Origin of the sequence: Superficieibacter sp. HKU1 (assembly GCF_029319185.1) — a bacterium.
GTDB lineage: Bacteria > Pseudomonadota > Gammaproteobacteria > Enterobacterales > Enterobacteriaceae > Superficieibacter.
Genome location: NZ_CP119754.1, coordinates 1,742,356 through 1,768,660, shown reverse-complemented (window position 1 = coordinate 1,768,660; position 26,305 = coordinate 1,742,356). Strand labels below are relative to the sequence as shown.

At 55.4% G+C, this 26,305-nt stretch carries 26 protein-coding genes; 13 read left to right on the top strand and 13 right to left on the bottom strand.

Translation table 11 applies throughout. The annotated features are described in order from the left end of the window. Positions 1-42 precede the first annotated feature (42 nt). On the bottom strand, positions 43-1,701 hold the full coding sequence (locus P0H77_RS08485; RefSeq protein WP_276164437.1) for an ATP-dependent endonuclease: 1,659 nt from the start codon (positions 1,699-1,701) through the stop codon (positions 43-45). 214 nt (positions 1,702-1,915) lie between these two features. Between P0H77_RS08485 and P0H77_RS08480 the strand changes: the two genes are divergently transcribed. The 3 genes from P0H77_RS08480 to hcr all read left to right on the top strand — a co-directional run bounded on the left by P0H77_RS08480 (position 1,916) and on the right by hcr (position 5,593). Beyond that, positions 1,916-2,815, top strand: a complete 900-nt coding sequence (locus tag P0H77_RS08480) for a lysine exporter LysO family protein (RefSeq protein ID WP_276164436.1) — start codon at positions 1,916-1,918, stop codon at positions 2,813-2,815. A gap of 145 nt (positions 2,816-2,960) precedes the next feature. After that, entirely contained in the window at positions 2,961-4,613 is a 1,653-nt protein-coding gene (hcp, locus tag P0H77_RS08475; protein WP_276164435.1) for a hydroxylamine reductase, read from the top strand. 11 nt (positions 4,614-4,624) lie between these two features. Then, complete coding sequence (gene hcr, locus P0H77_RS08470; protein WP_276165080.1) at positions 4,625-5,593, top strand: NADH oxidoreductase; 969 nt, start codon at positions 4,625-4,627, stop codon at positions 5,591-5,593. 116 nt (positions 5,594-5,709) lie between these two features. Here hcr and P0H77_RS08465 read toward each other — a convergent pair whose 3' ends face one another. Next, positions 5,710-6,144, bottom strand: a complete 435-nt coding sequence (locus tag P0H77_RS08465) for a DoxX family protein (protein WP_276164434.1) — start codon at positions 6,142-6,144, stop codon at positions 5,710-5,712. A gap of 150 nt (positions 6,145-6,294) precedes the next feature. Here P0H77_RS08465 and poxB point away from each other — a divergent pair, with 150 nt between their 5' ends. The 4 genes from poxB to P0H77_RS08445 all read left to right on the top strand — a co-directional run bounded on the left by poxB (position 6,295) and on the right by P0H77_RS08445 (position 11,659). Beyond that, positions 6,295-8,013, top strand: a complete 1,719-nt coding sequence (gene poxB / locus P0H77_RS08460; RefSeq protein WP_276164433.1) for a ubiquinone-dependent pyruvate dehydrogenase — start codon at positions 6,295-6,297, stop codon at positions 8,011-8,013. 36 nt (positions 8,014-8,049) lie between these two features. Continuing rightward, positions 8,050-9,051 carry a low-specificity L-threonine aldolase gene (gene ltaE / locus P0H77_RS08455; RefSeq protein ID WP_276164432.1) on the top strand — a complete coding sequence of 334 codons (1,002 nt, stop codon included), beginning with the start codon at positions 8,050-8,052 and terminating at the stop codon, positions 9,049-9,051. Positions 9,052-9,061: 10 nt separating this feature from the next. Beyond that, entirely contained in the window at positions 9,062-10,486 is a 1,425-nt protein-coding gene (locus P0H77_RS08450; protein WP_276164431.1) for an SDR family oxidoreductase, read from the top strand. 159 nt (positions 10,487-10,645) lie between these two features. Further along, positions 10,646-11,659: an NAD(P)-dependent oxidoreductase gene (locus P0H77_RS08445; RefSeq protein WP_276165079.1), complete on the top strand. Its 1,014-nt coding sequence runs from the start codon at positions 10,646-10,648 to the stop codon at positions 11,657-11,659. A gap of 38 nt (positions 11,660-11,697) precedes the next feature. On the opposite strand, the gene P0H77_RS08440 is transcribed toward P0H77_RS08445, so the two are convergent. Beyond that, the gene (locus tag P0H77_RS08440) at positions 11,698-12,528 is read right to left on the bottom strand and encodes an N-acetylmuramoyl-L-alanine amidase (RefSeq protein WP_276164430.1); all 831 of its coding nucleotides are present in this window, start codon (positions 12,526-12,528) and stop codon (positions 11,698-11,700) included. Continuing rightward, positions 12,528-12,848, bottom strand: a complete 321-nt coding sequence (locus P0H77_RS08435; RefSeq protein WP_276164429.1) for a heavy metal-binding domain-containing protein — start codon at positions 12,846-12,848, stop codon at positions 12,528-12,530. The genes P0H77_RS08440 and P0H77_RS08435 overlap by 1 nt, the downstream gene beginning before the upstream one ends. 123 nt (positions 12,849-12,971) lie before the next feature. Here P0H77_RS08435 and P0H77_RS08430 point away from each other — a divergent pair, with 123 nt between their 5' ends. The 6 genes from P0H77_RS08430 to artJ all read left to right on the top strand — a co-directional run bounded on the left by P0H77_RS08430 (position 12,972) and on the right by artJ (position 17,511). Next, positions 12,972-13,484 carry a lipoprotein gene (locus tag P0H77_RS08430; protein WP_276164428.1) on the top strand — a complete coding sequence of 171 codons (513 nt, stop codon included), beginning with the start codon at positions 12,972-12,974 and terminating at the stop codon, positions 13,482-13,484. Between the two features lie 198 nt (positions 13,485-13,682). Continuing rightward, complete coding sequence (gene artP, locus P0H77_RS08425) at positions 13,683-14,411, top strand: arginine ABC transporter ATP-binding protein ArtP (protein ID WP_276164427.1); 729 nt, start codon at positions 13,683-13,685, stop codon at positions 14,409-14,411. A 17-nt stretch (positions 14,412-14,428) separates the two neighbouring features. Further along, positions 14,429-15,160 carry an arginine ABC transporter substrate-binding protein ArtI gene (gene artI / locus P0H77_RS08420; protein ID WP_276164426.1) on the top strand — a complete coding sequence of 244 codons (732 nt, stop codon included), beginning with the start codon at positions 14,429-14,431 and terminating at the stop codon, positions 15,158-15,160. Between the two features lie 6 nt (positions 15,161-15,166). Beyond that, positions 15,167-15,883 (top strand): arginine ABC transporter permease ArtQ, encoded by a 717-nt coding sequence (artQ, locus tag P0H77_RS08415; protein ID WP_276164425.1) that lies wholly within the window; start codon positions 15,167-15,169, stop codon positions 15,881-15,883. Then, entirely contained in the window at positions 15,883-16,551 is a 669-nt protein-coding gene (artM, locus tag P0H77_RS08410) for an arginine ABC transporter permease ArtM (protein ID WP_276164424.1), read from the top strand. The genes artQ and artM overlap by 1 nt, the downstream gene beginning before the upstream one ends. A 228-nt stretch (positions 16,552-16,779) precedes the next feature. Next, positions 16,780-17,511: an arginine ABC transporter substrate-binding protein ArtJ gene (gene artJ, locus P0H77_RS08405; protein ID WP_276164423.1), complete on the top strand. Its 732-nt coding sequence runs from the start codon at positions 16,780-16,782 to the stop codon at positions 17,509-17,511. 316 nt (positions 17,512-17,827) lie between these two features. Here artJ and P0H77_RS08400 read toward each other — a convergent pair whose 3' ends face one another. The 9 genes from P0H77_RS08400 to rimK all read right to left on the bottom strand — a co-directional run bounded on the left by P0H77_RS08400 (position 17,828) and on the right by rimK (position 26,291). Continuing rightward, positions 17,828-18,427, bottom strand: coding sequence for a hypothetical protein (locus P0H77_RS08400; protein ID WP_276164422.1), 600 nt, complete (start codon positions 18,425-18,427; stop codon positions 17,828-17,830). A gap of 19 nt (positions 18,428-18,446) precedes the next feature. Then, on the bottom strand, positions 18,447-19,574 hold the full coding sequence (gene rlmC, locus P0H77_RS08395) for a 23S rRNA (uracil(747)-C(5))-methyltransferase RlmC (protein ID WP_276164421.1): 1,128 nt from the start codon (positions 19,572-19,574) through the stop codon (positions 18,447-18,449). A gap of 42 nt (positions 19,575-19,616) precedes the next feature. Next, a complete protein-coding gene (locus P0H77_RS08390) occupies positions 19,617-20,090 on the bottom strand; it encodes a YbjO family protein (protein WP_276164420.1) in 474 nt (157 codons plus the stop codon). Between the two features lie 193 nt (positions 20,091-20,283). After that, positions 20,284-21,129, bottom strand: a complete 846-nt coding sequence (gene potI / locus P0H77_RS08385) for a putrescine ABC transporter permease PotI (protein WP_176920598.1) — start codon at positions 21,127-21,129, stop codon at positions 20,284-20,286. Beyond that, a complete protein-coding gene (gene potH, locus P0H77_RS08380; RefSeq protein ID WP_276164419.1) occupies positions 21,126-22,079 on the bottom strand; it encodes a putrescine ABC transporter permease PotH in 954 nt (317 codons plus the stop codon). The genes potI and potH overlap by 4 nt, the downstream gene beginning before the upstream one ends. 9 nt (positions 22,080-22,088) lie before the next feature. Then, positions 22,089-23,222, bottom strand: a complete 1,134-nt coding sequence (gene potG / locus P0H77_RS08375; protein ID WP_276164418.1) for a putrescine ABC transporter ATP-binding subunit PotG — start codon at positions 23,220-23,222, stop codon at positions 22,089-22,091. 133 nt (positions 23,223-23,355) lie between these two features. After that, the gene (gene potF, locus P0H77_RS08370; protein ID WP_276164417.1) at positions 23,356-24,468 is read right to left on the bottom strand and encodes a spermidine/putrescine ABC transporter substrate-binding protein PotF; all 1,113 of its coding nucleotides are present in this window, start codon (positions 24,466-24,468) and stop codon (positions 23,356-23,358) included. Between the two features lie 350 nt (positions 24,469-24,818). Next, positions 24,819-25,301 carry a YbjN domain-containing protein gene (locus P0H77_RS08365; RefSeq protein WP_276164416.1) on the bottom strand — a complete coding sequence of 161 codons (483 nt, stop codon included), beginning with the start codon at positions 25,299-25,301 and terminating at the stop codon, positions 24,819-24,821. A gap of 87 nt (positions 25,302-25,388) precedes the next feature. After that, entirely contained in the window at positions 25,389-26,291 is a 903-nt protein-coding gene (rimK, locus tag P0H77_RS08360) for a 30S ribosomal protein S6--L-glutamate ligase (protein ID WP_276164415.1), read from the bottom strand. Positions 26,292-26,305 lie beyond the last annotated feature (14 nt).

Below are 26,305 nucleotides of genomic sequence, written 5' to 3'. Positions count from 1 at the left end.
GCAATACGCTGTCAACGAAAGGTTAATGATACGCAATCACTGTTAATCAGCGCGGCCACGCGCCAGCCACAGCACCCTGGAGAACATTTTCCGCAGCAACAGCGGAATAGATTCCGTCCCTCGTCGCCCTGCTTCCATCGCCACTTCAATCGCCAGATCCGGTTTTGACGAGCGATGGATCGCCTTAACGATCACCCGGCGCGGATTGACCGGCGCGTTTTCCGGGATCTGCGCTACCCGGTAGTAAACGTCAGCAAATCCCTGACGATACATAAAGTGCTCCATATCCAGCGCGGGCAACGCGGTTAAGTGGTCGCGCTCCTGCTCGCGATCGTTGTTAAGTAAACTGCGCACGGTGGCGGCATATTTTTTCCCGGCTTCGTCGCCGTCCACCAGCACATGCCATTCAATCCCCATCCGTCGGGCAAATTTTATCAGCGGCTTTAATCCGGACTGAGCAAACTCAATCACTTTGACGCCTTCGGCATCAAAATGGTGTCCGCACTGCCGTGCCAGTTCGTTAATCACCCAGGTTTCAGTCTCGCCCTCGACCAGCAACCAGCAGCGGGCGAACAGCGATGACGGTCGATTAAAGCGGATATGAAAGGCGATCCGTCGTCCATCTTCTGCACTCAGCCCTCCCGGCCCCAGACGCCATGCGGCCACGCGCGAGGATTCCCGCACCAGACGGCAAACATGTTCGACCGGGGTCAGTGACAACAGTTCCCCTGAATTGGTGGTGGTGATCTGCTGCAGCGGCAACAGGTTCAGCAGATGCCAGGCGACAGAGAGCATGATGGGATGCAAGCGGGTTTCGGGATCTTCGATCAGCAATAACGGCCGGGCATCTTTATCCAGTTTTACCGTTCCTTTGGCCTGCAATAACGTGGAAAACAGCCCCAGCAGGATCACCCGGTGGCTGCGTCCGCCGGGACGGTCAATCATCCGGTTAATCACGTCCAGATAACGCCAGCTCTGCTGCTCGTTGCGCGAGCGGCGGCGGATCAAACGATGGCGGGTTTCACCTGAACTGTGCTCGGCAAAATAGTGCTCCAGCAATTGCGCCATCGCCGACAGCCCCTGTCTGAGCTGCCCGTCGGAAAGATTTTGCGGACGATCCACCAGCTCACGCGCCAGGAAATCCAGCTGGCGGGCGGTCACTTCCACATCGGGAAAATTCGGTACCGTGCCGTTGCGGATACGCCGCATAAAGCGGGCGTCGCGTAAGCGCAGGACCGGCACCAGCCGGATCAGATGGCGGGCTATTTCGTCAATTTCAGCAATGGGAAAAGGGTTTCCAGCGGCGTCCAGAAATCCACGCAGCGTCATAACGGAATTATCGTCAGCCAGCTCACCTTCCAGACGGTAAAAAAGGCGATGATAACCGTCCTCGCCGGCCACCCAGCAAGGCGATAGCGGGCGAAAGCGTTGGGCGTGGTGGCGGCCTGGGAACGCTTCACGAAACGTCAGAATAATATGCAGATGATGTTCACGGCCCTGGACGTCTCCGGCCGGGAACCAGAAATCGTCATGCACAAAATGGTATAACTCGTTGCCCGGCGCCAGGATCAACGTAAGCGCATCCAGCAGGCTGGATTTCCCCCAGGCGTTCTCGCCAATCAGGACGTTATTCTCTTCCAGCATCAATGACAGACGGTTGATGCCGCGAAAACCCACGATATCCACTCGTTCAAGAAGCATAGCGTCTCCTTTACTTTCGTTATATCCCTGTTTCTGACTGTATATCACCAATTTTCTGTTCTGGCACCGGGTTATGGTTTCCCAATGGCGCGATAAACCGGCTATTTTTGACTCAGAGATGCATAACTTTTCTTTTTTAATGCACCTTTACTCACTTCGCTGTTTTGGGTAGTGTCAGCAAGCATTATTCATAAAACGAAGGGACTGGGGTTTCATGTTTTCGGGTTTGTTAATTATTCTTCTGCCGTTGATTATTGGTTATCTGATCCCTTTGCGCCATGCTGCCGCCCTTAAAGTTATCAACCGTCTGTTAAGCTGGATTGTTTACGTCATCCTCTTTTTTATGGGGATCAGCCTCGCGTTTCTGGAGAATCTGACCAGCAACCTGCTGGCGATTTTTCACTATTCCTCGGTCAGTATTACCGTCATTTTGCTATGTAATATTGCGGCGCTGGTCTGGCTTGATCGCGTCATTCCCTGGCGACATAGCCACCAGCAGGAGAAATTACCGTCGCGTATTGCGATGGCGCTGGAATCGCTGAAACTGTGCGGCGTGGTGATCCTGGGCTTCGCCCTTGGCCTGACCCACTTTTCAGTCTTACAGCACGCCACCGAGGCCAGCGAATACACACTAATATTCTTGCTGTTTCTGATTGGCATTCAGCTGCGTAACAGCGGCATGACGCTAAAACAGATTGTGCTCAATCGCCGGGGGATGATGGTAGGCGTGGTGGTGGTGGTCAGTTCGCTGGCGGGTGGCGCACTCAACGCGTTGTTACTCGATCTGCCGCTGCGGACCAGTCTGGCGATGGCCTCCGGCTTCGGCTGGTATTCGCTCTCCGGTATTCTGCTCACCGAATCCTTTGGCCCGGTCATTGGCAGCGCCGCCTTCTTTAACGATCTGGCGCGCGAGCTTATCGCGATCATGCTGATTCCTGGCATGGTGCGCCGCAGCCGCTCGACAGCGCTGGGGCTGTGCGGAGCCACCTCGATGGATTTTACCCTGCCGGTTTTACAGCGTTCTGGCGGGCTGGAAATCGTCCCGGCTGCCATTGTTCACGGCTTTCTGCTGAGTCTGCTGGTGCCATTGCTGATGGCATTTTTTACCGCCTGATACTCCTTTGGCGGTAGTCCTCTACCGCTAAAATTGCGCTAAATCAATCTCCCTGTCGTTTGCTTCACAAAACCCTTTTCAGCCCCCGATGACCAGCATAATCTTAAACATGTATATTAAATATAACTTTAAAAAAGGTGTGACCATGTTTTGTGTGCAATGTGAACAAACCATCCGTACCCCGGCAGGGAACGGCTGCTCTTACGCGCAGGGTATGTGCGGGAAAACAGCTGAAACCTCTGACCTGCAGGATCTGCTGATCGCCTCGTTGCAGGGGCTTTCCGCCTGGGCCATCAAGGCGCGCGAATACGGCATTATCGACCACCATATCGATAACTTTGCGCCGCGCGCGTTCTTCTCAACCTTAACCAACGTTAACTTCGATTCGCCGCGTATCGTGGGCTATGCACGCGAAGCCATTGCCCTGCGCGAGGCGCTGAAAGCGCAGTGCCTGAGCGTGGATGCCAGCGCCGCTGTGACTAATCCCATGGCCGACCTGGAACTGGTCAGTGACGATTCAGGCGACTTACAGCGTCAGGCGGCGGATTTCACCCCGAATAAAGATAAAGTCGATATTGGCGAGAACGTTCTCGGCCTGCGTCTGCTGTGTCTGTACGGCCTGAAAGGCGCGGCGGCTTATATGGAGCATGCACACGTACTCGGTCAGTACGATAACGACATCTACGCGCAGTATCATAAAATCATGGCGTGGCTGGGGACGTGGCCTTCCGATATGAACGCTCTGCTGGAGTGCTCGATGGAAATCGGCCAGATGAACTTCAAAGTTATGAGCATTCTGGATGCCGGCGAAACCAGCAAATATGGTCATCCGACGCCGACTCAGGTCAACGTTAAAGCGACCGAAGGTAAATGCATCCTGATTTCCGGTCACGATCTAAAAGACCTGTATAACCTGCTGGAGCAGACCGACGGTACCGGCGTTAACGTCTATACCCACGGCGAAATGCTCCCCGCGCACGGTTATCCGGAACTGCGTAAATTCAAACACCTGATCGGTAACTACGGCAGCGGCTGGCAGAATCAGCAGGTTGAATTCGCCCGCTTCCCTGGCCCGATTGTGATGACCTCTAACTGCATTATCGATCCGACCGTCGGTGCCTACGACGACCGTATCTGGACCCGCAGCATCGTTGGCTGGCCGGGCGTCAGCCACCTCGAAGGTGATGACTTCGCGCCGGTCATCGCTCAGGCGCAGCAGATGGCGGGCTTCCCGTACAGCGAAATTCCGCATCTGATCACCGTCGGCTTTGGCCGTCAGACTCTGCTCGGTGCCGCCGATACCCTGATTGATCTGGTGAGCCGTGAAAAACTGCGTCACATCTTCCTGGTCGGCGGCTGTGATGGCGCGCGCGGCGAGCGTAATTATTTCACCGACTTCGCCACCAGCGTGCCGGACGACTGCCTGATCCTGACGCTGGCCTGCGGTAAATACCGCTTCAATAAACTGGACTTTGGCGATATCGAAGGTTTGCCGCGTCTGGTGGATGCCGGTCAGTGTAACGATGCCTATTCCGCGATTATTCTGGCGGTCACCCTGGCTGAAAAACTGGGCTGTGGCGTGAACGATTTGCCGCTGTCGCTGGTGCTCTCCTGGTTTGAACAGAAAGCCATCGTCATTCTGCTGACCCTGCTCTCTCTCGGCGTGAAAAACATTGTCACCGGGCCAACCGCCCCCGGCTTCTTCACGCCGGATCTGCTGGCGGTGCTCAACGAAAAATTCGGTCTGCGTTCCGTGACCACGGTTGAAGAAGATATGAAGCAGTTGCTGAGCGCGTAAGGAGTGTGATGATGACGATGCCCACCACGCAGTGTCCATGGCGGATGCAGGTACACCACATTCATCAGGAAACGCCGGATGTGTGGACCCTTTCACTGCTGTGTCACGATTATTACCCGTACCGCGCGGGCCAGTATGCGCTGGTTAGCGTGCGCAATTCGGCAGAAACCCTGCGCGCCTATACGATTTCGTCCACGCCGGGGGTGAGCGAGTATATTACCCTGACCGTCCGCCGGATTGATGAGGGTGCAGGTTCACAGTGGTTAACCCGCGAGGTGAAACGCGGCGACTATCTCTGGTTGTCCGACGCGATGGGCGACTTTACCTGCGAAGATAAAGCCGAAGACAAATTCCTGATGCTGGCGGCAGGTTGCGGCGTCACGCCGGTAATGTCGATGCGCCGCTGGCTGGCGACGTATCGTCCTCAGGCCGATGTACAGGTGATCTTTAACGTTCGTTCACCGCAGGATGTGATTTTTGCCGGGGAATGGCAGCAGTATCCGGTTACGCTGGTCGCAGAAAATGAAGCAACCGACGGTTTTGTCGCTGGTCGCCTGACGCCTGAGCTGCTACAGCAGGTGCCCGACCTGGCTTCACGTACCGTGATGACCTGCGGACCCGCGCCGTATATGGAAATGGCCGAACAGCAAGTGAAAGCGCTGGGCGTGACGAAATTCTTCAAAGAGAAGTTCTTTACGCCGGTTACGCAGGCGGCGAGTGAGGGTCTGAAGTTCACGAAGCTTGCCCCGGTGCAGGAATTTTACGCGCCGGTGGGCACCACGCTGCTGGAGGCCCTGGAAAGCAACAAGGTGCCGATCGCCGTTGCCTGCCGTGCAGGCGTATGTGGCTGCTGCAAAACCAAAGTGGTTTCCGGCGAGTATACCGTCAGCAGTACCATGACGCTGAGCGATGCGGAAATTGCTGACGGGTATGTACTGGCCTGTTCATGTCATCCGCAGGGGGATTTGGTGCTGGCCTGAGGACAAAACATGCCGGGTGGCGCTGCGCTTACCCGGCCTGTGAATCGCTGTTGTCATCTTGTCTGTAGGCCCGGTAAGCGCAGCGCCACCGGGCAAAATGGCACGTCGCTACCGTTTTACCGCCACGCCGGATCGCGCACGACTGAATAACGCCCCGCGCCCATAAAAGCAATCGCCAGCCCGCCGATAAAGAAGTAGGCAATATTTTCAATCGCCCATGCGCCGGTTTTATCGAGCATCCAGGTATTATTAATGCCCACCATCAACCACGCCACCAGCATGGTAAAAGACAGCACCAGCGCCGCCGGACGCGTCAAAATACCCAGGATAATCAAGCACGGTACTACCACCTCGCCAATCAGCACCCCATAGGCGACAAATCCCGGTAATCCCTGCGCAACCACCATGGCACGGATCCCGTCGATGCCATCAAACAGCTTGTGTAACCCGTGGAAAAGCATTAACCCGCCCACGGCAATGCGTAACAGCAATTTGCCAAAATCTTCATGTGAAAGGGTTCTATTGACGGCAATTAACAATTTCTTAACCATTTGAAATGCCTCTTGTTTTAAATGCGACTGCTTCACATTACGCCTTCCTTAACGCGAAAGATAGCGCCTTCATTCCGGGAGGTTTTCTGCGCGAACCCAAAGATCTGACCTAAGCTTGTAAGCGGTATCACATAAAGGAGATGGAAACCCATGAAACAAACCGTTGCCGCTTATCTTGCTAAAACGCTGGAGCAGGCGGGTGTCAAACGTATCTGGGGTGTCACAGGTGATTCACTGAATGGCCTGAGCGACAGCCTGAACAAAATGGGCACGATTGACTGGATGCCTACCCGCCACGAAGAAGTGGCCGCGTTTGCCGCTGGTGCAGAAGCGCAGTTGACGGGCGAACTGGCAGTCTGTGCCGGCTCCTGCGGGCCTGGTAACCTGCATTTAATTAATGGCCTGTTTGACTGTCATCGTAACCACGTTCCGGTACTGGCCATCGCCGCGCATATTCCGTCCAGTGAAATCGGCAGCGGTTATTTCCAGGAGACGCACCCACAGGAGTTGTTTCGCGAATGCAGCCACTATTGTGAACTGGTCTCATCGCCAGAGCAGATCCCTCAGGTGCTGGCCATTGCCCTGCGTAAAGCCGTGCTGAATCGCGGCGTGTCGGTCATTGTATTACCGGGCGATGTGGCCCTTCAGGCGGCGCCGGAGAGTGCCAGCAGCCACTGGTATCCCGCCCCGCAACCCGTCGTCACTCCGGCACAAGAAGAGCTGAAAAAGCTGGCGCAGCTACTGCGCTATTCCAGTAAAATCGCCCTGCTGTGCGGTAGTGGCTGTGCCGGAGCGCATGCCGAGCTGGTGGAATTCGCCGGGAAATTAAAAGCGCCCGTGGTCCATGCGATGCGCGGCAAAGAGCATGTCGAATATGACAACCCTTACGATGTAGGAATGACCGGACTGATCGGTTTCTCCTCCGGTTTTCACACCATGATGAACGCCGATACGCTGGTGCTTCTGGGTACCCAATTTCCCTATCGCGCTTTCTACCCGACCGACGCCAAAATTATCCAGATCGATATCAATCCGGGAAGTATCGGCGCACACAGCAAGGTTGATATGGCGCTGATTGGCGATATCAAAGCCACGTTGAGCGCCCTGCTGCCGCTGCTGGAAGAAAACACCGACACCCGTTTCCTGGACACCGCGCTGAAGCACTACCGCGAAGCGCGTAAAGACCTCGACGCGCTGGCGAAACCCAGTGAGAAAGCGATCCACCCGCAGTATCTGGCGCAGCAGATTAGCCATTATGCCGATGACGACGCCATTTTTACCTGCGACGTCGGCACGCCTACGGTCTGGGCCGCCCGCTATCTGAAAATGAACGGCCAGCGTCGGTTGTTAGGCTCCTTTAACCACGGCTCGATGGCCAACGCCATGCCGCAGGCACTGGGCGCACAGGCTACCGCGCCGAACCGTCAGGTTGTCGCCCTGTGTGGCGACGGGGGCTTCAGTATGCTGATGGGCGACTTCCTGTCGGTGGTGCAGATGAAGCTGCCGGTAAAAATTATCGTCTTTAATAACAGCGTGCTGGGCTTTGTGGCGATGGAAATGAAAGCCGGGGGTTATTTGACTGACGGCACCGATCTCCACGACACGAACTTTGCCCGTATCGCCGATGCCTGCGGCATTACCGGTATTCGCGTCGAGAAAGCGGTTGATATTGACGACGCGCTGCAACGCGCCTTTGCCACCGACGGTCCGGTACTGGTGGACGTGGTAGTGGCGAAAGAAGAACTGGCCATGCCGCCGCAAATTAAACTCGAACAGGCCAAAGGCTTTAGCCTCTATATGTTGCGCGCGATCATTAACGGGCGCGGTGACGAGGTGCTGGAACTGGCAAAAACCAACTGGCTCAGGTAAAAATAGGGCATCATCCTGAATCAGAAAGGAAATGCCGTGATTGATCTACGCAGTGATACCGTAACCCGTCCGGGGCGCGCCATGCTTGATGCCATGATGGCCGCTCCGGTCGGCGACGATGTTTACGGTGACGATCCTACCGTTAATGAACTCCAGCGTTATGCCGCCGATCTGGCTGGCAAAGAGGCCGCGCTGTTTCTGCCGACGGGCACCCAGGCCAACCTGGTTGCCCTTCTTAGCCACTGTGAACGTGGCGAAGAATATATCGTCGGCCAGGGCGCGCATAACTATCTCTATGAAGCAGGCGGTGCCGCCGTGCTCGGCAGCATCCAGCCACAGCCTATTGATGCCGCCCATGATGGCACCCTGCCGCTGGATAAAGTCGCCGCCAAAATCAAAGCCGACGATATCCACTTCGCCCGCACTAAACTGCTCAGCCTGGAAAATACCCATAACGGTAAAGTCCTGCCGCGAGAATATCTCCAGGCGGCGTGGGAGTTTACCCGTAGCCGGGGGCTGGGTTTGCACGTCGACGGCGCACGCATCTTCAACGCCGTAGTAACGTATGGTTGTGAATTAAAAGAGATTACGCAGTACTGTGACTCGTTCACTATCTGTTTATCGAAAGGACTGGGCGCGCCGGTAGGCTCGCTGCTGGTCGGGAGTCATGACTATATTAAACGTGCTATCCGCTGGCGGAAAATGACCGGCGGCGGTATGCGCCAGGCCGGGATCCTGGCGGCGGCCGGTTTGTACGCGTTAAAGCATAATGTTGCCCGCTTGCATGAAGATCATGACAACGCCGCCTGGCTTGCTGCCCAGTTGAAAGAAATGGGTGCCGATGTGATGCGTCACGACACGAACATGCTGTTTGTCCGCGTCGGTGAAGAGAACGCCGCCGCGCTGGGTGAACATCTGCGTGCGCAGGATATCCTGATCAACGCCTCTCCGGTAGTGCGGCTGGTGACCCACCTTGATGTCAGCCGTGAGCAGCTCGAAGAACTTGTTGCTCACTGGAAAGCGTTTCTCAACCGCTAAGGAGCACACCGTGCCGCAACGTATTCTGGTGCTGGGAGCTAGTGGCTATATTGGTCAACACCTGATCAGAGCGCTGAGCCAGCAGGGACATCAGGTGCTGGCGGCGGCACGGAAAATTGAGCGGCTGGAGAAGATGGCGCTGCCCGGCGTCAGCTGTCATACCCTGGATCTCTGCTGGCCCAGGGCGTTACCAGAACTGCTGAAAAACGTTGAGACCGTTTACTATCTGGTTCACGGCATGGGCGAAGGCGGTGATTTTGTCGCTCATGAGCGTCAGGTTGCCATGAACGTTCGCGATGCATTGCGCGAAACGCCAGTGCACCAGCTGATTTTCCTCAGCTCTCTGCAGGCACCGGAACACCAGCAGTCCGACCATCTGCGTGCCCGGCAGCTCACGGCAGAGACCCTGCGCGGGTCCGGTGTGCCCGTGACTGAACTGCGCGCCGGGATTATTGTCGGCGCGGGTTCTGCCGCCTTTGAGGTGATGCGCGATATGGTCTATAACCTGCCCGTCCTCACCCCGCCGCGCTGGGTGCGTTCACGGACTACGCCCATTGCGCTGAACAACCTGCTGCATTATCTGGTGGCGCTGTTGGATCATCCCGCTCAGGAACACCGCATTTTTGAAGCTGCCGGTCCGCAGGTACTGAGCTATCAGCAACAATTTGAGCATTTTATGCTGGTCAGCGGTCGGCATCGCCCGCTAATTCCCGTCCCCTTCCCTACCCGCTGGATTTCGGTCTGGTTTCTGACTGTCATTACTTCGGTGCCCCCCACCACGGCAAAAGCGCTGATTCAGGGGCTCAAACACGATCTTCTCGCCGATGACGGCCCGCTCCGGACGTTAATTCCGCAGACGCTGATCCCGTTTGATGAGGCGGTGCGCAGCACGCTGGAAGAAGAAAAGAAGCTGGTTAACTCCAGCGACTGGGGTTACGACGCGCAGGCGTTTGCCCGCTGGCGGCCAGACTACGGCTATTTCGCCAAACAGGCAGGCTATACGCTGAAAACCTCCGCCAGCCTTAGCGCGCTGTGGCGGGTAGTAAACCAGCTTGGCGGCAAGGAGCGCTACTTTTTCGGCAACCCACTGTGGCAAACCCGCGCGTTGATCGACAAGATTATCGGTCATCCGCTGGCAAAAGGCCGCCCGGCACGGCCGTTTTTGCAGCCAGGCGATGCCGTCGATAGCTGGAAGGTGATTATCGCCGAGCCGGAAAAAGAGCTGGCGCTGCTGTTTGGCATGAAAGCGCCGGGGCTGGGCCGTCTTTGCTTTACCATGGAAGATAAGGGTGATTACCGGCAGCTTGACGTCCGCGCCTGGTGGCACCCGCACGGAATGCCGGGGCTGTTTTACTGGCTGTTGATGATCCCGGCGCATTTGTTCATCTTTCGCGGCATGGCAAAACGTATCGCCCGTCTGGCAGAGAAAGGCTAACAGGAGAAACGTCGGGGCGATGTTCCCGGGATATGGCCTGAGCGCTAAAAACCGCACGCGGTTTACCATTAACCTCAGATTCTTTCATTTTTCCCATTGCATAGCGCCGCAAATACCGGAAGAATGCGCACGAAATTCTTTAAAACACAGCGGATCGATATGAAGGTTCTGGTAACGGGCGCCACCAGCGGTTTAGGCCGAAACGCGGTCGAATTTTTGCGTCGTAAAGGCATCAGCGTCAGAGCAACCGGACGTAATGAAGCGATGGGCAAGCTGCTGCAAAAAATGGGCGCAGAATTCGTGCAGGCCGATCTCACTGAGCTGGTCTCTTCGCAGGCTAAGGTCATGCTCGCCGGTATCGATACTCTGTGGCACTGTTCCAGCTTTACCTCACCGTGGGGAACGCAGGAGGCGTTTGATCTCGCCAATGTGCGCGCCACACGCCGTCTGGGGGAATGGTCCGTCGCCTGGGGCGTGCGCAATTTTGTGCATATTTCATCCCCTTCACTGTACTTCGATTACCATCATCATCACGATGTGAAGGAAGACTTTCGCCCGCAGCGATTTGCCAATGAATTTGCCCGCAGCAAAGCGGCTGGCGAAGAGGTGATTCAGCTGCTGGCACGCGCCAATCCGCAGACGCGTTTTACTATCCTGCGCCCGCAAAGTTTATTTGGCCCCCATGATAAGGTATTCATTCCGCGTCTGGCGCAGATGATGCACCACTACGGCAGCGTTCTCCTGCCGCGCGGCGGCGATGCAGTGGTCGATATGACCTATTTTGAGAACGCTATCCATGCCATGTGGCTGGCCAGCCAGCCTTCGTGCGACGCTCTGCCTTCAGGCCGCGCATTTAACATCACCAACGGCGAACCGCAGAAGCTGCATGATATTGTACAGAAGCTTATCGACGAACTTAATATTCACTGCCGCATCCGATCGGTTCCCTATCCGATGCTGGATATTGTCGCCCGCAGCATGGAGCGCTTCGGCAGTAAAACCGCCAAAGAACCCACGTTTACGCATTATGGCGTGTCGAAGCTGAATTTTGATTTCACGCTGGATATTCGCCGGGCGCAGCAGGAGTTAGGGTATCAGCCGGTGGTAACGCTGGATGAAGGTATTACGCGCACGGCAGCCTGGTTACGGGATCATGGGAAATTGCACCGCTAGGTCGCGGCTCCCCCTGCCGGGGGAGAGACAGTAAAGTATTACCCCTGGCCGTACTTTTCCAGCAACGCCTCAGCAATAGCCTGGGTTTGTGCATCCGCGACACCATCCCAGCGCGCCGGACGGAAATGCATCTGAAACGCCATAATCACCCGTTTCTGTTGCGCCTCCGTCATTTCTGGCTTGACCTCATAACCATAGCGGGCCAGCAGATCCAGCAACGACGCCGTGTCCACTGGTTCATACGGGGCCCGCCCGTTCAGGTAAAACGCGACGCGCTGCGCATCAGGCCACGCGCCAATCCCCTGCACCGCCAGCGCCTGCCAGGGAAATAACGGGCCGGGATCGTCCTTGCGCTGGGCGGCGATATCCGCATGCGCCACGACGTTCTGCGGCGCAATGTGGTAACGCGCAATAATATCTTTTGCCAGCGGCACCAGCGCGGCTATCTGCGCGGGCGTGAACGGCGCGAAATATTTTACCCCGTCGCGTTTCTGCCAGCCGCGGTTCTCCAGTTCAATGCCGATGGAGGTATCATTAAGACGTGTGGCTCCCCGCCAGAAACTCGCCCCGGCATGCCAGGCCAGATCCTGCTCCGGCACCAGTTGCCAGATGCGCGGCTTGCCGTTATGCCGTGGAGGCACGTCGGGTATCAGGTAATGCGCGCTGACGTGCTTGTCGGTTAAGGTTGCCAGCGAGGTGTCAAAATCATCGGCGGTATAGTGGATCACCAGCACTTTTACTCGCGGATACGCCGCCTGCGCCGGATGGCTGACATCCAGCTGATACCCGTCTTTATCAATAATTCCTTTTTCAGCCGCGCAGCCGGTTAACAGCAGCGCCAGCGCAAGACTCCATGCAAAACGTCTCATCAGCGTAATTTCACCGCCGTTCCGGAAACGCTGACCATCAGCATACTGCCGTCTTTCCCTACCGTTTCATAATCGATATCAATACCCACCACCGCATCGGCACCCAGCGCTTTGGCCTGTTCGCCGAGTTCCTGAAAGGCAATTTCACGGGCCCGGCGCAGCTCTTTTTCATAGGCACCGGAGCGGCCACCAACGATATCGCGGATCCCGGCGAAAAAATCACGGAAGATATTGGCGCCGAGAATAGCTTCTCCGGTCACTACGCCACGGTATTCAGCGATCGTCTGGCCTTCGAGAGTCGGTGTCGTTGAAAATTGCATCGTCTGTCTCCTTGTTTAACGTTCAATGCCTTAGCTCTGGATGCCAAACGCATTATCGAACTGATACGCTATGCTTGAAAAGCATAACCATTATTATCGTAGATTGCTTATAAGGAAATCAGAATGCGCTACTCTGCTCTCGCTCTTTTTATTCCGTGCGCGTTGCTGTTGAGTGCCTGCACTACCGTCACGCCGGCATTTAATGACATCGGCACCCGCAGCGGCCCTTGTGTGGAAGGCGGTCCGGATACGGTGGCCCAGAAATTTTATGACGCGCGTATCCAGAACCGGAATAACGATATTACCGCGCTGCGCCCTTACTTGAGTGACGATCTGGCGAAAATGCTCAGCGATGCCAGCCGTGACAGTAGCCACAGTGCGCTACTGAAATCCGATCTTTTCTCCAGCCGCACGACGCCGCCGGACAGCGCCCGCGTTGCCAGCGCGTCGACTATCCCTAATACGGATGCGCGAAACATTCCTCTGCGTGTCGACCTGAAACAAGGCAGCGATGCCTGGCAGGATGAAGTATTAATGATCCGTGAAGGTCAGTGCTGGGCGGTTGACGATGTACGCTACCTTGGAGCAAGCCATGCTCCGGCCGGCACACTGCGTCAGTCGCTGGAAAAACGCTAACTATTTTATCCTGTTAAATTTAAATGTCGGTCTTACCGAAAGCGGACCGACATTTCCCCCTCGCGCCTTTCCCCGGCGCTATTTTGTGCTAAGTTTAAGGTATCCTGCGGCTTATAGTTAACTTTTAACGCAGAAATATTGCATAACTATTCTGTGAAAGGTACTATTTGCGGCCTCAATTGCTACAAGACTGCCCCGATGAGTATTCAATTAAACGGCATAAATTGCTTCTACGGCGCACATCAGGCGCTGTTCGACATCACGCTGACTTGCCCGCAGGGTGAAACGCTGGTGTTGCTTGGCCCAAGCGGTGCGGGTAAAAGCTCGCTGTTGCGCGTGCTCAACCTGCTTGAGATGCCGCGTTCCGGCACGCTCAGCATCGCTGGCAATCAATTTGATTTCGCAAAAACACCGTCGGATAAAGCGATTCGCGAACTGCGCCAGAACGTTGGCATGGTGTTTCAGCAGTACAATCTGTGGCCGCACCTCACGGTAGTGCAAAACCTGATTGAAGCGCCCTGCCGGGTGCTGGGTCTGAGTAAAGCGCAGGCGATGGAACGTGCGGACAAGCTGCTCGAACGTCTGCGCCTGAAACCCTACAGCGATCGCTATCCGCTGCACCTTTCCGGCGGTCAGCAGCAGCGTGTGGCGATTGCCCGCGCCCTGATGATGGAGCCTCAGATATTGCTGTTTGACGAGCCGACCGCGGCACTCGATCCAGAAATCACCGCGCAGATCGTCAGCATTATTCGCGAGCTGGCGGAAACGAATATCACCCAGGTGATTGTCACCCACGAGGTAGAAGTGGCGCGTAAAACCGCCAGCCGCGTGGTGTATATGGAAAATGGTTATATTGTTGAGCAAGGGGATGCCAGCTGCTTTACGCATCCGCAAACCGACGCCTTTAAACACTACTTATCACACTGAAGATCGGGAAAATGACAATGAAAAAAGTTTTGATCGCCGCGCTAATCGCCAGTGCCAGTCTTTCCGCCACGGCAGCCCAGACCATTCGTTTCGCCACCGAAGCATCGTATCCTCCGTTTGAATCCGTGGATGCCAACAATAAAATTGTTGGTTTCGATGTCGATCTGGCGAACGCGCTGTGCAAAGAAATCGATGCCACCTGTACCTTCACTAACCAGGCGTTCGACAGCCTGATCCCGGGCCTGAAATTCCGTCGTTTTGACGCGGTCATGGCCGGGATGGATATTACGGCGGAACGTGAAAAGCAGGTGCTGTTTTCAACCCCATACTATGACAACTCGGCGCTGTTTATCGGTCAGCAGGGTAAATTCACCAGCATTGATCAGCTGAAAGGCAAAAAAGTGGGCGTGCAGAACGGCACCACTCACCAGAAATTTATCATGGATAAACACCCGGAAATCACTACCGTGCCTTACGACAGCTACCAGAACGCGAAGCTGGATCTGCAGAATGGCCGTATTGATGGCGTATTTGGTGATACCGCCGTGGTTACCGAGTGGCTGAAAGCTAACCCGAAACTGGCTGCCGTCGGCGATAAAGTCACTGACAAAGCGTATTTCGGTACCGGCCTTGGCATCGCCGTCCGCCAGGGCAACACCGACCTGCAGCAGAAATTTAATACTGCGCTGGAAAAAGTGAAGAAAGATGGAACGTACGAAACCATCTACAACAAATGGTTCCAGAAGTAATCTTTGATGAACGAATTCTTTCCTCTTGCAAGCGCCGCCGGGATGACCGTCGGCCTTGCCGTTTGTGCGCTGATCATTGGCCTGGTGCTGGCCATGCTGTTCGCGGTCTGGGAGTCAGTAAAATGGCGTCCCGTCGCGTGGCTGGGCACGGCGCTGGTAACGATTATGCGCGGGCTACCGGAAATCCTGGTGGTCCTGTTTATCTATTTTGGCTCCTCCCAGCTGTTGCTGACGCTGTCTGACGGTTTCTCTGTCAACCTCGGCTTCACGCAGATCCCGGTGCAGGTGGAGATCGAAAACTTTGACGTCAGCCCGTTCCTGTGCGGCGTTATTGCGCTTTCCTTACTCTACGCTGCCTATGCTTCGCAAACCCTGCGCGGCGCGCTGAAAGCGGTGCCGATGGGACAGTGGGAATCGGGTCAGGCGCTGGGTCTGTCTAAAAGCGCGATCTTTTTCCGCCTGGTGATGCCGCAAATGTGGCGGCACGCGCTGCCGGGTCTCGGCAATCAGTGGCTGGTGCTGCTGAAAGATACCGCGCTGGTGTCGCTTATCAGCGTAAACGACTTGATGCTACAAACGAAAAGCATCGCCACGCGAACTCAGGAACCCTTTACCTGGTATATCGTGGCGGCGGCGATTTATCTGGTGATTACGTTGTTGAGCCAGTACGTCCTTAAGCGTATTGACCTGCGCGCGACGCGTTTTGAACGGAGGCCGGGCTGATGTTTGAGTATTTACCTGAGCTTCTGAAAGGGCTGCATACCAGCCTGACGCTGACGGTCGCTTCAATCGTGGTTGCCCTGATCCTGGCGCTGATTTTCACCATTATCCTGACGCTTAAGACGCCGGTACTGGTGTGGATCGTACGCGCCTATATCACTCTCTTTACCGGCACGCCGCTGCTGGTGCAGATCTTCCTGATTTACTACGGTCCGGGCCAGTTTCCGACGCTGCAGGATTATCCGCTGATCTGGCACCTCATTTCCGAACCGTGGCTGTGTGCACTGATCGCCCTGTCGCTGAACAGCGCCGCGTATACCACGCAGCTGTTCTACGGTGCCATCCGGGCGATTCCGGACGGCCAGTGGCAGTCCTGTGGCGCACTGGGCATGAGTAAGAAAGACACCCTTGCCATTTTGCTGCCCTATGCGTTTAAACGCGCCCTCTCCTCGTATTCCAACGAGGTGGTGCTGGTGTTCAAAAGTACCTCTCTGGCCTACACCATTACGCTGATGGAAGTCATGGGGCATGGTCAGCTGATGTACGGACGCACCTATGACGTGATGGTATTTGGCGCAGCGGGGTTGATCTATCTGGTGGTCAACGGCCTGCTAACGCTGCTGATGCGTCTGATTGAGCGCCGCGCGCTGGTGTTCGAGCGCCGTAACTGAGCGCAAGCCGTCGTGATGACATAAGATACCTGTCACCGCTCTACCGGACAGGGTACAGGATGAATAAGCATGAAACCCCCAGGCGGATAAGCTTTTCACTTATCCGCTTTTTTCTTCCCTTAATATAATAATTACTCATTTATATTGCATATAAATTCAAACGATGGCATTGTGTTTTTACGCCGTTTACCGGCACACCACATAAGATTGACCGACGGGAGCTTTATCATGAAAAAGTTAGTTCTGGCCGCATTACTTGCCACTTTCGCCGCGGGCGCAAGCGCCGCAGACAAAATCAATTTTGGCGTCTCAGCGACCTATCCTCCTTTTGAATCGCTGGATGCCAGCAACCAGATCGTGGGTTTTGATATTGACCTGGCAAAAGCCCTGTGTAGCCAAATGCAGGCCGAGTGCACCTTTACTAATCATGCGTTTGACAGCCTGATCCCGTCGTTGAAATTCAAAAAATATGATGCGGTGATTTCCGGAATGGACATTACACCTGAACGTAGCAAACAGGTTGCCTTTACCCAGCCGTACTACGCTAACTCCGCGGTGGTGATTGCTAAAAAAGATACTTACAAAACCTTTGCCGATCTGAAGGGCAAACGTATCGGGATGGAAAACGGCACTACGCATCAGAAATATATTCAGGATAAGCATCCGGAAGTTAAAACCGTGGCCTATGACAGCTATCAGAATGCGATTATCGACCTGAAAAATGGCCGTATTGATGGCGTATTCGGCGATACCGCCGTGGTCAACGAGTGGCTGAAAACCAATCCGCAGCTGGGCACCGCAACCGAGAAAGTGACGGATCCGCAGTACTTCGGCACCGGCCTGGGTATCGCCGTTCGTCCGGATAATAAAGCGCTGCTGGAAAAACTGAACGCCGCGCTGAAAGCGATTAAAGATAACGGTACGTATCAGAAAATCAGCGACCAGTGGTTCCCACAGTAAATTTTCAGGCCCGGTAAGCCGGACGTGCCCGGCGGCGCTGCGCTTGCACGGGCCTGCAAATGAACGGTGAACTCCGGTGAACGATTGCCCGGCGGCGTTGCACTTGCACTGGCCTACAAACGGACATTGAACACCGGTGAACGGTTGCCCGGCGGCGCTTCGCTTGCGCGGGCCTACAAATGAACGGTGAACATCGATGAACATTTCTGGTGGCGGGGTTAACTGATTCAAAGGGCTGAATTTTCGTAGGCCGGGTAAGGCGTAGCCGCCACCCGGCATAAAAAGCACCGCAGCCGGAAATCGTCCAGGCTGGCGATCACACCGCGATCCACCTCCGCTGCTTGCGCGCCTCGGTCATCGGCAGCGCGTTTAGCAACAGCACGGCATCCCGCACGGTGATTACCGGACCGGAAAATCCTTCCGTGCCCAGCAATTCAGTGCTGCGCCCGGCTCTGATCGCCATCTCCTCCAGCGTATCCAGCAAATCCTCATCATCTTCCAGCATAAACTCATCTGCCAGGCGGTCGTCAGCGAAAATCGGCACTTCAAACCCCTCCGGGCCGTCCCGGTTTACCGATTCACTCAATACGTTCCAGGCAGCGCGAATGACCCACGTATCAACCTCACGCGTATCAAAGCTGCGGGCAAAGTCACAGATACTGTGATCCTTGCGCTGCCGGGCACGCAGACGGAAATGGGCATTCCACTGGCGGTTATCGCGGATCCCCTCTATCACCAGCCAGGCCACAAATGCTGAAATGATTAAGATCAGCGGGTTACCGTCGGTGATAAAAGCCGCAACCATGCGATAAAACCCGTACAGAAGCCCGGCGCAGAGCACAGCAATCACCAGCCAGCCGGTTGCATTTAACCGTGCCTGCGGCGCAGAAAACAGAAAACGTGAAGGCGTTCGCATACCTTTCCCTCTGTTAAGGTTAATCGCGCATGAGTAGGGTCAGCACTTCATAATGGGCAGTATGCGGGAACATGTCAAAAAGCTGAACGCGTGCAATCCGATAGCCCGAAAGGTGCTGCACATCTTTCGCCATCGTCTGTGCGTTACAGCTGGAGTAGATAATAAATGACGGGGCCATCTCGCTGAGATAATCACATAATGCCTGACCAATCCCCCGGCGCGGCGGGTTGACCAGCACCAGATCGGGAATAGCGCCCTGCCCGGTCGCAAACGCCGTGGAATCCAGCGCCTGAAAATGCAGATTACGCAGCCCAAGTTGCTCAGCGGACTGCCTGGCACAGGCAATCGCTTCCGGGGCGATTTCAATTCCCGTCAGTTTCATCTCAGGCGTGGCACAATGGAGGCCGAAGCCACCGACGCCGCAGAACAAATCCCACATATGCGCTACCGGCAATTCCCGTACCCAGGCGCGGGCGGTGGCGTAAAGCTGGCTGGCGACGCTCGGGTTAGTCTGGAAAAAACTCTGCGGGCGGATCCACAGCGGCACGTTATTGAATTGTTCAGCCAGCGCCTGCCGATCGGTGAGGAAAATCTCTTTCTCCCCTTCCATAATCGCCATATGCACTGGCTGAATATTGACTGAAATCACGTTTAGCTGCGGGAGCTGCGCCTGTAATTCAGGTAGCGCCGCGCTCAGCTGTGCCAGTTTGACTTCGGACCGCAGGACGAAGCGTAACATCATCCCGCCATCCAGCTGGCTTTCGGTAAGCAGCAGATATTTCAGCTCTCCGCGTTTACGCGCTACGTTATAGGGCGTCAGCCCGGCACGAGCAATAAAAGGTTTAAGCGCGGAGAAAACCGGCGAAAAGGAAGCGGGATAGAGCGGACAGGAGGTGAGATCTTCCGGCGTGCCATCGCGATGCAGCATGCCGAGCAGCGGCTTTTCCACGCTGCCGCTCACCACCATTTTGGCCTTATTACGAAATGCCTGCTCCGGTCCGCTTACCGGCGCGCACCACTCTCCCACCAGCAGCGTGCCGAGCAATGCGCGAAGATCGGCCATTTTGGCGGAGAGTTGCCCGGCAACCGGCTGCTCAATCCACTGACAGGAACGACAGCGACCGGCGTCATAAAGTGCGCACTGCATAATAAAACCTTCCGAATTTCAGGGGCGGCGATTGTACCACTGTTATTGCAGACGGAAAAAGCGGCGGCTGGGCGACGGGAGAAAAAGCAGCATCAGGACCATAATATCCGGCAGTTTCTGCATCACTAACGCGTGAAAAATCTCACTGCGGCTCTCTCCGGCAATACTGAAAAGTTCCGGATAACCATAGCCGATGGAAGCGGCCCATAAGTAAGCACCCGCCGACACCTGGGCGAGCAAATAAAGCCAGCGCGCCCAGCTTCGCCCCTTAACCACTGAAAACGCGCAAAGGAAATCGACAAACAGCAGCAACAGGCTCGCCATAAACACCAGCGTCAGGCTCCAGGTCTGAGCGCTACGGAAAATCAGTTCCTGAAGTCCTTTCCAGCCCAGCAGATTAAACAGCATCAGCAGGTCAACACAGCGAATCAGGATGATCGCAATCGCCGCCACCTGCACCAGAGCAGGGACGTTCAGACGAGCACCAGAACGACGAGTTTTAGTAAAAAATCCCAATGTGGTCGCCTTCCATGAAAAAACGGTGCCGCTAAAAGGCGGCACCGACAGACTGCTGACAAAGGGGGTAGTCAGGGAAAACGTCGGGATTGGGTTCCCGGAAGGAGACCCCTCCCGATGGTCGCCCCGCGTTCCACGGACGGTTTGTCATCAATCGTACCGATTGCACATTTCTGCAAAGATTTTAGGCGCATCATCCGCGTCTTGCACGCTGGATATCTCTCGTCCGTTGCTTTTCTGCGCGTGCCATCAAACACCAGGCGATAAATCCGACAATTCCGACCACGCCGAGGATCAGCGTCGCCAGCGCATTAATCTCCGGATTAACCCCCATCCGTACGCTGGAGAAGACCAGCATGGGTAAGGTCGTCGCGCCCGGACCCGACACGAAGCTGGCAATCACCAGATCGTCCAGCGACAGGGTAAACGCCAGCAGCCAGCCAGAGACTACCGCCGGCATAATCATCGGCAGGGTAATGACGAAGAAAACCTTCAGCGGCGCGGCCCCCAGATCCATCGCCGCTTCTTCAATCGAACGATCCAGTTCGCGCAAACGTGACGAAATCACCACCGCCACATAGGCCGTGCAGAAGGTCACGTGCGCCAGCCAGATAGTGAGCATGCCGCGATCGGCAGGCCAGCCAATGGCATGCGCCAGCGCAACAAACAGCAGCAGCAGCGAAAGACCGGTGATCACGTCCGGCATCACCAGTGGCGCGGTGATCATAAAGGCGAAACCGTTTGAGCCGCGAAAACGACCGAAGCGCACCATTACTACCGCGGCAATCGTCCCGAGGATCGCCGCCATCGTCGCCGCGCAGGCGGCGATGGTTAAGCTCAATCCCACCGCGCTCATCATCGCGTCGTCGCGAAACAGCTCGCCGTACCAGCGCGTTGACCAGCCAGCCCATACCGTCACCAGTTTTGAGCTGTTGAAGGAGTAAACGACCAGCATCAGCATCGGAGCATAGAGAAACGTAAACCCGACGATCAGAATAAGAATTCGCCACGGCGAGCGCACTACCGGCAGATTATTCATCCATTTTCTCCCACCGCTTTTTGTTGATGCTTGTGGAACCACATGATCGGCACGATCAGCAGCAAAAGCATCACGATCGCCACCGCAGACGCGACCGGCCAGTCGCGGTTATTAAAGAACTCCTGCCACAGCACACGACCGATCATGATGCTGTCCGGGCCGCCGAGCAGTTCGGGGATCACAAACTCGCCTACTGCCGGAATAAACACCAGCATCGACCCGGCGATAATTCCGCCTTTGGTTAACGGCACGATCACGCTAAAGAAGGTCTTCATCGGACGTGCGCCGAGATCCAGCGCCGCTTCCACCAGCGAATAATCAATACGCGTCAGCGCGGTATAAATCGGCAGCACCATAAACGGCAGATAGGCATACACAATGCCGATATACACCGCCAGATTGGTATGTAAGATGGTGAGCGGCTGATCGATAACCCCGAGCCACAGCAAAACGTTATTCAGCACGCCGTTATTTTTCAGTATGCCCATCCATGCATACACGCGAATCAAAAACGACGTCCACGACGGCAGAAGTACCAGCAGCAGCAAAATATTGCGCGTTGAAGGCTTGCTGTGCGCGACGGCCCAGGCCATCGGGTAGCCCAATGCCAGGCAGCACAAGGTGGAAATCGCCGCCACCTGCAGCGACTGAAGATAGGCTTCAAAATAGAGCGGATCCTCGGTCAGTTGCAGAAAATTACCGAGATTGAGGGTAATCGACAGTTGCCCGTCCGCCCATTCCATCAGATCGGTATAGGGTGGAATGGCACGCGCCATCTCCGCGAGGCTAATTTTAAAAACAATCAAAAACGGCAGCAGAAACAGCAGGGTCAGCCAGAGATAAGGCAGGGCGATCACCAGCTTACGCCCGTGCTTCATCTGCATCTTTGCCAGCCAGCGTGCCACACCGCCTGGTTGACTGGCGCGAGCCGGGGGTTCTAATGTACTCATTGCCGCTCCTTAAACCGTCAGCACCACACAGCTATCCGCGTCCCAGCACAGACGCACTTCATCGCCCCAGGTCGGCGTCCCTTTGCGATAGCGATGATCGTTCTGTAACTGAGCGCTCAGCATCTGCCCGCTTTTCAGCCGCACGTGGTAAATCGACAAATCGCCGAGATAGGCAATATGCACCACCTCGCCCACCGCGAAGTTGAAACCGTCCGCCGGAACTTCATCGCAAAGCATGATTTTTTCCGGGCGCAGGGCGATGTAAACCGGGACGTTATCAACCACGGAGGCGTCCGGGTCGACTTTCAGCGGATGGACCAGCCCCGGCGATTCGATGACCAGGCCATCGTCTTCCCGCGATTTCAGCAATCCTTCAAACACGTTTACCGAACCGATAAATTCCGCGCTGTAGCGGGTGGTGGGATGCTCATAAATTTCTTCCGGCTCGCCGATTTGGGCGAATTTACCCCGGTTCATAATGGCGATGCGCCCGGCCATGGTCATCGCCTCTTCCTGATCGTGGGTGACCATCACGCAGGTTGCGCCGACGCGCTCCAGAATATCCACCACTTCAAGCTGCATCCGGTCGCGCAGTTTTTTATCCAGCGCGCCCATCGGTTCATCCAGCAGCAGCAGCTTAGGACGCTTTGCCAGACTGCGGGCCAGAGCGACGCGTTGCCGCTGACCGCCGGAAAGCTGGTGCGGTTTGCGTTTGGCAAACTCCTGCATGTGCACCAGCGCCAGCATTTCCGCCACCCGGGCACTGATTTCGCTTTTCGGCAGCTTATCCTGCTTCAGACCAAAGGCGATGTTTTGCTCAACGGTCATGTGCGGGAAAAGCGCGTAGGACTGGAACATCATATTGATGGGACGTTGATACGGCGGCACATGGGCCATATCCACGCCATCCAGAACAATTTGCCCGGCGGTAGGTTGTTCAAAGCCTGCCAGCATGCGCAACAGGGTGGATTTCCCACAGCCGGACGCGCCGAGCAGAGCGAAAATTTCGCCTTTATAGATGGTCAGGCTGACATCGTCCACAGCATGCTGACCGTCGAAAGATTTCGTCAGGTTGCGGATTTCCAGCAGCGGTGTCAGCGCTTTACGGGGTTTCGCCTGCGGGCGGAGGATCGCGTCATTCACTCAGTTGCTCTCCGGCATAAAACAAAATGGTGCAAATGCATCAGGATGGTGCGTAGTGCCGGGCAGCAAAATGTGCCCGGCCAGAGGAAGATGTTGCCCGCCTGCGTTAACGGCACGGGCAACATATCCGCCGTTATTTACCGCTTTTCACCTTCGTCCAGGCACGCGTTCTCACGCGATCGATTTTGGGCTCCTGAACGTTAAGGGTAAACATTTTCGCGCGCACGTCGTCCGGCGGATAAATCCCCGGATTGTTGCGGACTTCAGCGCTGACCAGCGGCGTCGCCGCTTTGTTGGCGCTGGCGTAATAAATGTGATCCGAGACGTGGGCAATCACATCCGGGCGCAGCAGATAGTTGAGGAACTGATAAGCCTCGTCTTTATTTTTCGCATCCGCAGGCATTGCGAAGACATCAAAGAATGCCAGTGCGCCCTCTTTTGGAATGGAATAAGCAATGTTTACGCCATTCTTCGCTTCTTTAGCGCGATTCGCAGCCTGCAACACATCCCCCGCCCAGCCGATGGCCACGCAGGTATCGCCATTTGCCAGATCGTTGATGTACTGCGAAGAGTGGAAGTAGCGAATATTCGGCCGCAGCTTCAGCAGCAGATCGGTTGCCGGACCCGTGTAATCATCCGCTTTAGTACTGTTAGGATCTTTGCCCAGGTAGTTCAGCACGGTGGCGAAAATTTCCTCCGGGGCGTCGAGGAATGAAACGCCGCAGCTTTTCAGCTTCGCCAGGTTTTCCGGCTTCATCACCAGATCCCAGCTGTTAACCGGCGCATCAGCGCCGAGCGCGGCTTTCACTTTATCAACGTTATAGCCAATGCCCGTGGTAGCCCACATATAAGGCATAGCGAATTTATTTTCCGGATCGTGCTTCGCAATCAGCTTCAGCAGGTCTGGATCGAGATTCTTCCAGTTTGGCAGTTTGCTTTTATCCAGCGGCTGAAATACGCCGGCGGAAAGCTGGCGCTCAAGGAAACTGGCCGATGGCACTACCAGATCAAAGCCGGTGCTGCCCGCCATCAGTTTACCTTCCAGCACTTCGTTGGAATCAAACACGTCGTACACGACCTTGATACCGGTCTCTTTTTCGAAATTAGCCACCGTGTCCGGAGCAATATAGTCAGACCAGTTATAGACATGTAACGTTTTTTGTTCAGCCGCGAGCGTGCCAGCAGAGACGGCAATTAGCGCACCCGTAACCAGACCTGTTAACCATTTTTTACTTAAGGCGGTCATATTTCTTTTCCTTCTCAGCGTTCGTTAACAAACGAACAAAAATGTATGCATTTAAGGATATGCAAGATTCGTGCATATTTTCTCGGACGCGCTGACCAGAAGAGAAGACCCTCTTGCTGGAAGCATTACTCGCTACGTTAAGCCTGGCAAGAATAACTTTAGCCAGTGTGTGAGGCTATAGCCCAGATTAAAAAACGCCGTTTATCAATTTTTTATGCAGTTTTTGTCTATGGGATAAGGCAAAACATCGTAAAGAGAGGTGAATAATTCTTTAAAAGGAGGTTAAAAGCAGAACAAAAACAGGTAATACGCAGCCGCGCTGGTGGCGACTGCGCTATTCAGAGAAAGGATCAGTGAAGAAAATGGTACTGGATATCTTCCGGCGGCGTCTCTTCTTTTTCTTCGCCCGTAAAGAGAAGCTGATTTGCGCCCGCCTCAAGGATCACCATGGAAATCTGTTCTTCACTGTGGCTCAGGAACCAGGCGAACTGCGCTTTAGTGATGCCGACAGCAGCAGGAAGCGAGTAGCAAACGACCAGTTTGGGCAGATTATCATCCTGAATATCAAGGAACGCTTTTACGGTCAGCGAACTGGCGTTGATGGCCGACAGGTCACAGGCCAGCGGCAGCAGCGCGGAAGGCTTTACCTCCGCCAGCGCTGAGAACAGGACGATATTGTCGATAATATCAACCTTGGCATCAAAGATACCGTCGAAATTCTGCATGTGCGGGAGGTGCAACGCCTGACAGGTATCACACTCGAAAAAGTTAATTCCCAGTTCATCGAGCCATTGACGTAGCGTGTCCAGACCCGGAACAACGAGTGAATCCATAGTGCGTACGACCTCATGAGATAAATAATCAGCGCCATAGCTTACGCAAAAAGCGCCGCGCATTCCATGATGCGCTGTGAAAATGCGTTATCCGCCGATTTTAAGACAGAACGCTGGCGTTGCCTGGCATTCTATCCACTGGATCATGCGGGCCGCAATGTCGATACCGCTGGTTTTTTCAATGCCTTCCAGACCGGGTGAGGCGTTGACCTCCATCACCAGCGGCCCACGGTTAGCCCGCAGGATATCGACGCCAGCCACGTCAAGACCCAGCGTTTGCGCGGCAGTAACGGCAATCTCCCTTTCGCGCTCGGTAATGGTGGCGATTCTGGCGACGCCGCCCCGGTGCAAATTCGAGCGAAAATCGCCCTCTTTGGCACAGCGCTCAATCGCCGCCACCACTTTATCGCCCACGACAAGACAACGAATATCGCGCCCTTTCGCTTCCGCGATATATTCCTGAACCAGAATGTGCGCGTTCAGCCCACGAAATGCATCAATGACGCTTTCCGCCGCCTGGCGCGTCTCTGCCAGCACGACACCGATGCCCTGAGTGCCTTCCACCAGCTTCACGACCAGCGGCGCGCCCCCTACCATCTCAATAAGATCGCTGGTGTCATCCGGCGAATGGGCCATCCCGGTCAGCGGCAGATCAATGCCTTTACGTGCCAGAAGCTGCATGGAACGGAGCTTGTCCCGCGCACGGGAGATGGCGACAGATTCATTCAGCGGGTAGCTGCCGAGCAGTTCAAACTGCCGAAGGGCCGCCGTACCGTAGAAGGTGATGGCTGACCCGATACGCGGGATCACCGCGTCATAATGCGGTAACTGGCGGCCTTTATAGTGAATGGAGGAGACCGAGGGATTGATATTCATATAGCAGGAAAGCGGATCGAGAATATCAACGATATGGCCGCGGTGCAGCGCGGCCTCGCGCAGACGTTTGCAGGAATAGAGCGTTCCATCCCGGGACAAAATGGCAATTTTCACCCTTTACCTCTCTG

Coding starts and splice junctions, on each gene's coding strand:
- P0H77_RS08435 (WP_276164429.1), bottom strand. CDS start 12,848: ATGCAATTTTCAACGACACCGACTCTCGAAGGCCAGACGATCGCTGAA.
- P0H77_RS08365 (WP_276164416.1), bottom strand. CDS start 25,301: ATGGATTCACTCGTTGTTCCGGGTCTGGACACGCTACGTCAATGGCTC.
- artJ (WP_276164423.1), top strand. CDS start 16,780: ATGAAAAAGTTAGTTCTGGCCGCATTACTTGCCACTTTCGCCGCGGGC.
- potH (WP_276164419.1), bottom strand. CDS start 22,079: ATGAGTACATTAGAACCCCCGGCTCGCGCCAGTCAACCAGGCGGTGTG.
- P0H77_RS08445 (WP_276165079.1), top strand. CDS start 10,646: ATGAAGGTTCTGGTAACGGGCGCCACCAGCGGTTTAGGCCGAAACGCG.
- potI (WP_176920598.1), bottom strand. CDS start 21,129: ATGAATAATCTGCCGGTAGTGCGCTCGCCGTGGCGAATTCTTATTCTG.
- hcp (WP_276164435.1), top strand. CDS start 2,961: ATGTTTTGTGTGCAATGTGAACAAACCATCCGTACCCCGGCAGGGAAC.
- artQ (WP_276164425.1), top strand. CDS start 15,167: ATGAACGAATTCTTTCCTCTTGCAAGCGCCGCCGGGATGACCGTCGGC.
- P0H77_RS08440 (WP_276164430.1), bottom strand. CDS start 12,528: ATGAGACGTTTTGCATGGAGTCTTGCGCTGGCGCTGCTGTTAACCGGC.
- hcr (WP_276165080.1), top strand. CDS start 4,625: ATGACGATGCCCACCACGCAGTGTCCATGGCGGATGCAGGTACACCAC.
- artI (WP_276164426.1), top strand. CDS start 14,429: ATGAAAAAAGTTTTGATCGCCGCGCTAATCGCCAGTGCCAGTCTTTCC.
- artM (WP_276164424.1), top strand. CDS start 15,883: ATGTTTGAGTATTTACCTGAGCTTCTGAAAGGGCTGCATACCAGCCTG.
- P0H77_RS08465 (WP_276164434.1), bottom strand. CDS start 6,144: ATGGTTAAGAAATTGTTAATTGCCGTCAATAGAACCCTTTCACATGAA.
- P0H77_RS08430 (WP_276164428.1), top strand. CDS start 12,972: ATGCGCTACTCTGCTCTCGCTCTTTTTATTCCGTGCGCGTTGCTGTTG.
- P0H77_RS08485 (WP_276164437.1), bottom strand. CDS start 1,701: ATGCTTCTTGAACGAGTGGATATCGTGGGTTTTCGCGGCATCAACCGT.
- rlmC (WP_276164421.1), bottom strand. CDS start 19,574: ATGCAGTGCGCACTTTATGACGCCGGTCGCTGTCGTTCCTGTCAGTGG.
- potF (WP_276164417.1), bottom strand. CDS start 24,468: ATGACCGCCTTAAGTAAAAAATGGTTAACAGGTCTGGTTACGGGTGCG.
- P0H77_RS08400 (WP_276164422.1), bottom strand. CDS start 18,427: ATGCGAACGCCTTCACGTTTTCTGTTTTCTGCGCCGCAGGCACGGTTA.
- P0H77_RS08480 (WP_276164436.1), top strand. CDS start 1,916: ATGTTTTCGGGTTTGTTAATTATTCTTCTGCCGTTGATTATTGGTTAT.
- artP (WP_276164427.1), top strand. CDS start 13,683: ATGAGTATTCAATTAAACGGCATAAATTGCTTCTACGGCGCACATCAG.
- poxB (WP_276164433.1), top strand. CDS start 6,295: ATGAAACAAACCGTTGCCGCTTATCTTGCTAAAACGCTGGAGCAGGCG.